At 41.2% G+C, this 8,508-nt stretch carries 7 protein-coding genes and 1 pseudogene; 5 read left to right on the top strand and 3 right to left on the bottom strand.

What is annotated here, in order from left to right; genetic code table 11:
- Positions 1 to 511, bottom strand: a 511-nt coding sequence (gene aat, locus H5202_RS15555) for a leucyl/phenylalanyl-tRNA--protein transferase (protein ID WP_182772879.1), incomplete at its 3' end; no start/stop codon positions are given.
- Between the two features lie 52 nt (positions 512 to 563).
- Between aat and H5202_RS15560 the strand changes: the two genes are divergently transcribed.
- Positions 564 to 1,052, top strand: a complete 489-nt coding sequence (locus H5202_RS15560; RefSeq protein ID WP_443019421.1) for a glycine zipper 2TM domain-containing protein — start codon at positions 564 to 566, stop codon at positions 1,050 to 1,052.
- 120 nt (positions 1,053 to 1,172) lie between these two features.
- On the opposite strand, the gene H5202_RS15565 is transcribed toward H5202_RS15560, so the two are convergent.
- Entirely contained in the window at positions 1,173 to 1,535 is a 363-nt protein-coding gene (locus H5202_RS15565) for a hypothetical protein (RefSeq protein ID WP_182772880.1), read from the bottom strand.
- Positions 1,536 to 1,961: 426 nt separating this feature from the next.
- Between H5202_RS15565 and H5202_RS15570 the strand changes: the two genes are divergently transcribed.
- Entirely contained in the window at positions 1,962 to 2,714 is a 753-nt protein-coding gene (locus H5202_RS15570; protein WP_182772884.1) for a Nif3-like dinuclear metal center hexameric protein, read from the top strand.
- A 94-nt stretch (positions 2,715 to 2,808) separates the two neighbouring features.
- Positions 2,809 to 4,728 (top strand): monovalent cation:proton antiporter-2 (CPA2) family protein, encoded by a 1,920-nt coding sequence (locus H5202_RS15575; protein ID WP_182772881.1) that lies wholly within the window; start codon positions 2,809 to 2,811, stop codon positions 4,726 to 4,728.
- Positions 4,729 to 4,871: 143 nt separating this feature from the next.
- On the opposite strand, the gene metG is transcribed toward H5202_RS15575, so the two are convergent.
- Positions 4,872 to 6,923 (bottom strand): methionine--tRNA ligase, encoded by a 2,052-nt coding sequence (metG, locus tag H5202_RS15580; RefSeq protein ID WP_182772882.1) that lies wholly within the window; start codon positions 6,921 to 6,923, stop codon positions 4,872 to 4,874.
- 156 nt (positions 6,924 to 7,079) lie between these two features.
- Here metG and apbC point away from each other — a divergent pair, with 156 nt between their 5' ends.
- Together apbC and H5202_RS15590 are read left to right on the top strand one after the other, a co-directional pair.
- Positions 7,080 to 8,195: an iron-sulfur cluster carrier protein ApbC gene (gene apbC, locus H5202_RS15585; protein ID WP_011637701.1), complete on the top strand. Its 1,116-nt coding sequence runs from the start codon at positions 7,080 to 7,082 to the stop codon at positions 8,193 to 8,195.
- A 9-nt stretch (positions 8,196 to 8,204) separates the two neighbouring features.
- Positions 8,205 to 8,508, top strand: a pseudogene (locus H5202_RS15590) (uridine kinase); the annotation flags it as partial.

Here is an 8,508-nt window from a genome sequence, read left to right on the forward strand (position 1 = left end):
CCGCTTTCGATGCATTTGTTTGACGATGAAACATTGATTCACCACAAAAAATACCGCCAACCGGAATACCATATAATCCACCCACTAACTGCTCGCCATCCCACACTTCAATAGAATGAGCACGTCCTTGGAGATGAAGTTCATAATAAGCCATTTGTATTTCAGCCGAAATCCAAGTGCCATCTTGAGTGTTACGAGGCCCAGCACAGCCAGCTACAACATCTAAAAAGGCATGATTAATGGTATAACGCCATGTGGACTTTTTAAGAAATTTAATCAGGCTTTTACTGCCAAAAGGATGGCAAGGCGTGAATACCGCTCTTGGATCGGGTGACCACCACAAAATGGGGTCATTAGCATTAAACCAAGGAAAAATACCTTGATAATAAGCTTGCGTCAGCCGCTCTGGCCGTAAGTCTCCGCCGATGGCTAATAAACCATTCGGATCGGTGAGAGCTTGCTCTGGCGGCGGGAAGCCGATGGATTGATTTAAATAAGACAGTGAGTTCACAATTGAGTATATTATTTGTAATACCTTATCGTTAACTTAGCGGAAAATGGCCATGTTTAAAATCATAACTGTAAGTGTGAAGAGTATTTTTGCAGTATTACTGACTATTTGTTTGTTTTGTGGTCAAAGCCAAGCTGCTTACGAACGTAATCAAGCCGTTCCAGTCGAGAAAGTGTTGTATGGTCACATTGAATCTGTGAAGCATGTGACAGAGAAACAGCTAGTAGAAGACAGTCGAAGCGGTTGGAAAACCTTTGGCGGTGCGTTAATTGGTGGCGTTATCGGTCATCAATTTGGTGGCGGTTCAGGTCAAGATGTTGCCACTGTTTTGGGGGCGTTGATTGGCGGTGGAATTGGTAGTCAACACGGTAACCAACAATATTACCTTGAGACTAAGTTAGTTGAACTAATGATAAAGCAAGAAGATGGTAGTCAAGTTATGGTGATCCAAGATGCGGATCCAGGTATGAGTTTTGTTGCCGGAGATGAGGTTAGGGTGGTTTACTTAACCGGTTATGTCAGGGTCGACCTCGCAATGTGATACTTTGCGATGTGATAATGCCACTAAAACAAAAGGAGCCTAGGCTCCTTTTGTTTGCTTTACACACTGTGGTCAATATTCGCTAACAATACAGTTTGATCTGTTCTCGTTAGATAGAGATTAGAACCCACGGGGTAATGTTTGATGACCTTTTGTGTTTTCGAGTTTTTTACGCCACAACTGCTTAGGCGTTAATCCGCCTGAGTTTGATTGTGCTTTTTTACTCGGTTTTTTTTTCGCTGCAGGTGTTGCCGTTACAGTTTCTGCAGGCTTAATAGCCGCTTTGCTCGGTGCCGGTGCTTTTTTTACTGACGATGCAGATAGTTGTGCATGCATGGATTCAAGTTCGCTAAAGCGCACTGATTTACCGCCGTCAATTTTGTACCAACTGCCAGCTTGTTCAATAGAAACTGTTTGTCCAGACTGCTTTTCAAGAGCCATTTGTAGCTGGCTGATGACCTCTTCTTTAGTCAATGTTGTCATAGTTAATAACCTATTTGTTATCATGTTAAATGAAGGTTGTTACTAATTTTAATGTGTTAAGGCTACAAAAGTCCAATTAGTGGCTTAAATTGTCGATTTATCCCTCACAAAGTCTGATTTATCAGCATTTATGACTGCTATTGTTGAAATATTTGAGCATGAGTTACACTAGTTGATTAACCTCATCCCTAGTGTAGATATGACATTAATAAGCTAAAATCAGCATGATATCGTTTATTATTCACCGGTGAGGTTGATTAGTATCAACCCCTAAAAAAGCGTTTAACTCAGAGGCTGGTTCGCTTTGCCATTCAACATAGAGTAGCAATTGATCGACAGTTCATTATCTGTGAGCAGGTTTTAGAGGCTTTTATCAATTTTTGTTAGGAAAATATTATGTCAACACATCATCAAGGCTCCTCTACCATTACTCGTCAAGCATTGGGGTCATATTTAGACAGCTTTTTAAATGTGTCAGCCTTTAAAGACTACGCACCTAATGGGTTACAAGTTGAAGGTAAGTCTGATATCCGCACGATTGTCACGGGTGTGACAGCTTGCCAAGCACTAATTGAGCAAGCGGCGGCCGTTAATGCTGATGCAATTCTTGTTCATCATGGATTTTTTTGGAAAAACGAGCCAGAAATTATCACCGGGATGAAGTATCGCCGAATAAAAGCATTAATGGACCATGATATGAGTTTATTTGGCTATCATTTACCACTAGATGCTCATCATGGTATTGGAAACAATGCCCAACTAGCCTACCAGTTAGGTGTTATCAGCCCTCGAGTATATGAACCAGTCGCACAAGATTTACTCTGGCATGGTCATTTAGAACACCCTTTAAGTGCCAGCGAATTGAGTCAATTACTGACAAAGGTACTTAAACGTGCGCCATTGCATATTGGTGATAACAGTAAACTGATTTCAACCCTTGCTTGGTGTACCGGTGGTGCACAAGATTATATTGATTATGCAGCGCAAATGGGTGTTGATGCGTTTATAAGTGGGGAGGTGTCTGAACGTACTTATCATGCAGCAATGGAACAAGGGCTGCATTATTTTGCTGCTGGACACCATGCTACCGAGCAATTTGGTATTCAGGCACTGGGACAGCATTTAGCCAGTAAGTTTGATTTAACCCATCATTTTATTGATATCGTTAATCCTGTGTAGTGGATTAAAATACATCGCTAAATATTGGCCCGCACTTGCACTTGTAATTGCAGTGTAAAAGTCGATATTAATTCTTACCCGACAAGGACCTCCAATGACAGAGTACTTTTTACAGGCTTTTATTTATCTCACCGCTGCCGTTATTGCTGTTCCGTTAGCGAATAAATTGGGCTTGGGTTCCGTGTTGGGGTATTTGATTGCGGGTGTGGTCATTGGCCCCATTGTCGGTTTAGTCGGTAGTGAAACCAATACTATTCAACACTTCGCCGAATTTGGTGTGGTGATGATGCTATTTTTGGTTGGCTTAGAACTGGAACCCAAAATGTTGTGGGCGATGCGTAATCGTTTACTGGGGCTTGGTGGCTTACAAGTTGTGGGTTCGGTTGTGGCGGTGATGGCCTGTGCAATTTATGCAGGGTATCAACTGAGTATTGCATTAACGATTGGATTAATTTTTTCATTGTCGTCTACCGCAATTGTGTTGCAAACCTTATCTGAAAAACGTCTCAATAAAACCCATGCCGGAAAGAACGCATTTTCGGTCTTGTTGTTTCAAGACATTGCTGTTATCCCCATGTTGGCCTTTATTCCGTTATTAGCTTTACCTGAGTTAGTTGATAAAGCGCAAGCTGCGGTGAGTAGTATGAGTGAGCAGCACGAGCAGTTAAGCCTCGTGGCCTCATTACCCGGTTGGGCATATGCCATTGTACTTGTATTAGCGATTGGTGCTGTTGTACTAGGAGGGCATTATCTCAGTAGACCTTTATTTAAAATGGTTGCCGAATCTGGTGCGCGTGAAATATCTACCGCCGCAGCACTTATGCTGGTTATCGGTATTGCAGCATTAATGAGTTTAGTGGGTATATCACCCGCATTAGGCACCTTTTTAGCAGGTGTTGTACTGGCAAACAGTGAATTTAAGCATGAACTTGAAGCCAATATAGGTCCATTTAAAGGCTTATTATTAGGCCTGTTTTTTATTACTGTTGGCGCTGGAATCGACTTTACGGTTCTGTTTGCTGATTTTGGAGAAATAATCGCAATCACCTTAAGTGTGATGTTGATTAAAGCGTTTGTGCTGTATTTATTAGCGTTGATTTTTAGAATTAAGGGCAGCGATCGTTGGCTGTTTGCATTATGTTTGGCTCAAGCGGGAGAGTTTGGTTTTGTACTGCTGAGTTTTAGTGTTCAACAGCATGTTATTCCAACTGATTTAGCGCAAACGTTATCAATCGTGGTCGCGTTATCGATGTTTTTAACCCCAGGATTATTTATTTTATTTGATAAAGTCATTTATCCACGCTTTCAGGTAAAAACCAACCAGCGTGAACAAGATAATATTGATGATGAAGGCACGGTGATTATTGCGGGTATTGGTCGTTTTGGCCAAGTGGTTAATCGCTTTTTAATTTCGAATAATATTAAAACGGTAGTGCTTGATTATCAGGTGTCACAGGTCGACACTATCAGGCGTATTAATACTAAGGCCTATTATGGTGATGCCACTCGTCCAGATTTATTAAAAACCGCTGGCATTGAACAAGCCTCGCTTTTTGTGGTGGCCATCGATAATAGAGAAAGTAGTGTGGAGTTAGTTAAATACTTACATAATACCTACCCCAAACTTAAGATTGTTGCCAGAGCATTTGACCGTGGTCATGGACATTTATTAAAAGAAGCGGGGGCAGACGTGGTTGAGTCGGAAACGCATCATTCAGCACTGGAATTGAGTTTGTCATCGTTACAGTTATTAGGTCATTCAGAAGAATATGTGTTGAGACGAAAGGCAACCTATAAACGAGTTGAAAAAGAAGCTTCAAAACGTTTATATGATTTTTGGTTAAAAGAGTCAGCGGGTGAACGCTTTAGTAACGATTTTATTAAACTGTTTATGTTGTATGAAGAGCGATTAAAGCAAGCAATGGATGAAGATAATGCCGCTCACCAACAAGATATCGATAATCAAAACGATGCTAATGCAAAGCAAACAAGTGATAGTAATAGTGGTATCTAGAGCTAATGTTCGACTTACCACATGCTGGCTAACCACGTTATAAATATCAGTCGCTTTGTTTGTTTGCAATCTGCTGGATTGAAAATTCAATAGAGATAAATAAGACCGCCGAAGCGGTCTTATTTTATGGTTTTAAAGCTGGATTACTTAACTCGCATGCCAGGCTGTGCGCCTTCATGAGGTTCTAGTATAAACAAATCTTTACCGCCAGGACCGGCAGCTAATACCATACCTTCTGAATCACCAAACTTCATCGTGCGTGGGGCAAGGTTAGCCACCATTACGGTGAGTTTACCAACCAAATCTTCTGGCGCATAAGCAGATTTAATACCCGCAAATACTTGTTTGGTTTCGCCGCCTAAGTCTAATTCAAGACGCAGTAATTTATTGGCTTTCTCAATATGTTCCGCTTTGCTGATACGCGCAATACGTAAGTCAATTTTAGCAAAATCTTCAAAGCTTATTTCAGGGCTAATTGGATCGAGTTCTAATTGATTAACAGCTTGTTTCGGCGCTTCGGTTTTAAGTGCATCCGTATTAGTCGCTTGCAAGTTCTCTTTAGAAGCATCGATGATAGCTTCAATGCTCTTAGGTTCGATACGCTGCATTAATGCTTTAAATGTCGCGATTTCATGACCAGCAAGATCTTGACTTAAATTGTCCCACGTTAAGGTTAACTGTAAAAAACCTTCAACATTTTCGGCCAATTTAGGTAATACAGGCTTAAGGTAAGTGACCAAGATTCTGAACAAGTTTAATGCATTACTGCAAACCTGATGTGCTTCATCTTGTTTATCGTCTTGCTTAACTAATTGCCAAGGTGCAGCGTCGGCAACATAGGCGTTAGCAATATCAGCCAATGCCATAATTTCACGCATCGCTTTACCAAATTCGCGAGTTTCATATAATTCTGCAATGACTTCGCTTTTGGCTAAGAATATGTCGGTCAAGCTGCTGTCTGAAACCTTGGCTAATTTGCCGTCAAAACGTTTGCTGATAAAGCCAGCTGTGCGTGAAGCAAGGTTTACTAATTTACCGACTAAGTCTGAGTTAACTCGTTGGGCGAAATCTTCTAAATTTAAATCCAAGTCGTCAATGCGACTGTTTAATTTAGCGGCGTAATAATAACGTAAGTATTCCGGATCTAAATTATCTAAATAGGTACGCGCTTTAATAAACGTGCCTTTAGACTTAGACATTTTGGCACCGTTTACGGTGACATAGCCGTGAGCATAAACACTGGTCGGTTTACGAATACCAGCGCCTTCAAGCATTGCTGGCCAGAATAAACTGTGGAAATAGACAATGTCTTTGCCGATGAAGTGATACACCTCTGCGGTTGAGTCAAGACTCCAAAAATCATCAAAGTTTAAATCATCGCGCTTGTCACATAGGTTTTTAAATGAACCCATATAACCAATAGGCGCATCTAACCATACATAGAAAAATTTACCTGGAGCATCCGGGATTTCAAAACCAAAGTAGGGCGCATCACGTGAAATGTCCCATTGCTTTAGACCTTGTTCAAACCATTCGTTTAGCTTGTTGGCCATTTCTTGTTGCAACGAGCCGGATTGAATCCACTCTTTTAACATGCCTTCAAATGCTGGCAAGTCGAAAAAGAAGTGTTCGGTATCTTTCATTATTGGTGTTGCACCAGACACTGCTGATTTAGGGTTTATCAGGTCGGTCGTGCTATAGGTTGCACCACAGTTGTCACAGTTATCGCCGTATTGATCTTCAGACTTACATTTAGGGCAGGTGCCTTTAACAAAACGGTCTGGTAAGAACATTAACTTTTCTGGGTCATATAATTGTGAAATGGTTTTGGTTTTGATGTAACCGCCATCACGTAGCTTTAGATAAATATCACTGGCTAAAATGCGGTTTTCTTCGCTGTGAGTGCTGTGAAAGTTATCAAACTGAATGTTGAAATCAGCGAAATCTTGTTGGTGCTCTTTTTGTACTTGAGCAATCATTTCTTCTGGCGTAATGCCCATTTGCTGTGCTTTAAGCATAATCGGCGTGCCGTGAGCATCGTCGGCACAAATGTAGTGGCATTCATGTCCACGTAACTTTTGAAAGCGTGACCAAATATCCGTTTGGATGTATTCAAGCATGTGGCCTAGATGGATTGGGCCATTGGCATAAGGAAGGGCACTTGTGACCAGTATTTTACGCTGTGATTTTGTCATTTTGTCTCGTTATCAAATTACACCAAAAATATTGCCTGATACTAACTGATTAGCAGACCTTTTTCATCAAAACATGACGTAAAAAGGCTTATTAGTCGCTATTTTTTTACCAAGTTCTGATACACTTGTGCAAATTTCTGGTTCGGAGTTGCCGTTTTGGTCAATACGCATACAAATTATCAATTAAGTGATGAATTATTGTCACCAGTGTTAGATATTTTAGAAGCATTTGAAGATCCTTATTTGCATAAAGGCTTAGTCAGTGCAGGATGTGTTACAGCATTGTCGATAGAAGGAAAACGCCTACAATTAGGCTTAGTTTATCCCTATCCATGTATGACACAATACCGCGACACCGTAATGGCCATCACCAATAAATTGGCTGTACTTGACGCCATTGATGAAGTGGAATGTGAAATCGATTTCCAACCACGGGTTTATTCCGCGCTGCCAGCAATTGCACCTATTCCTAACGTAAAACAAGTTATTGCTGTGGCTTCTGGAAAAGGCGGTGTGGGTAAATCAACCACCGCAGTAAACCTCGCATTAGCGTTGAAAGCTGAAGGCGCCGAAGTGGGTATTTTAGATGCCGACATTTATGGCCCGTCTATTCCATTGATGTTAGGTATTCCTAATTTTCGTCCACAATCGCCAGATGGCAAGCACATGACGCCGGCTTTAGTGCATGGTATTTCTGCGCAATCTATTGGCTTTATGTTAAGCGGTGATGAAGCCGCGGTGTGGCGAGGCCCTATGGCTGCGGGGGCTTTAGCACAGTTACTTAACGAAACTCAGTGGCCTGAATTAGACTATTTAATTATCGATATGCCACCTGGAACCGGTGACATTCAACTGACATTATCGCAAAAAGTACCCGTTAGCGGTGCCGTGATAGTGACAACTCCGCAAGATATTGCTTTAGCTGATGCCAAGAAAGGCATCACCATGTTCAACAAAGTCAACATTCCAGTGCTTGGGATTATCGAGAACATGAGTTTTCATCTTTGCCCTGAATGTGGTCATAAAGAACACCCATTTGGTACTCATGGTGGTAGTCAAATAGCGGAACGTTATAACGTGCCATTATTAGGATCATTACCATTACACATCAATATTCGTGAATCAATGGACAATGGTACGCCGAGCGTGATGAGCGAACCAGAAAGTGAAGTGTCAGGGATCTATCGCGAAATTGCCCGCAAACTTGGGGCAGAATTAGCACTTCAACAAGTACAATCAACCGTAAAAATTAGCATATCAGAAGACGAGTAAGGTTAAGAGATGAATTCTCAGCAGTGTGTCATTATTGGGATTGCCGGTGCGTCGGCTTCAGGTAAAAGTTTAATTGCTAAAACAATTTTTGAAGAATTGTGTCGTGATTTAGGTACAAATCAAATTGGTGTGATCAATGAGGATGCTTATTATCATGATCAAAGCCATTTGACGATGGAAGATCGTGTCAAAACTAATTACGACCATCCAAAAGCGTTAGACCATCAGTTATTAGCGTCTCATTTAACTCAGCTTAAACAAGGTGAGCCAGTTAGCATTCCATGTTACAGCTATACTGAGCATACTCGTATTA

The organism is Shewanella sp. SG41-4, assembly GCF_014164505.1.
Classification (GTDB): Bacteria; Pseudomonadota; Gammaproteobacteria; order Enterobacterales; family Shewanellaceae; genus Shewanella.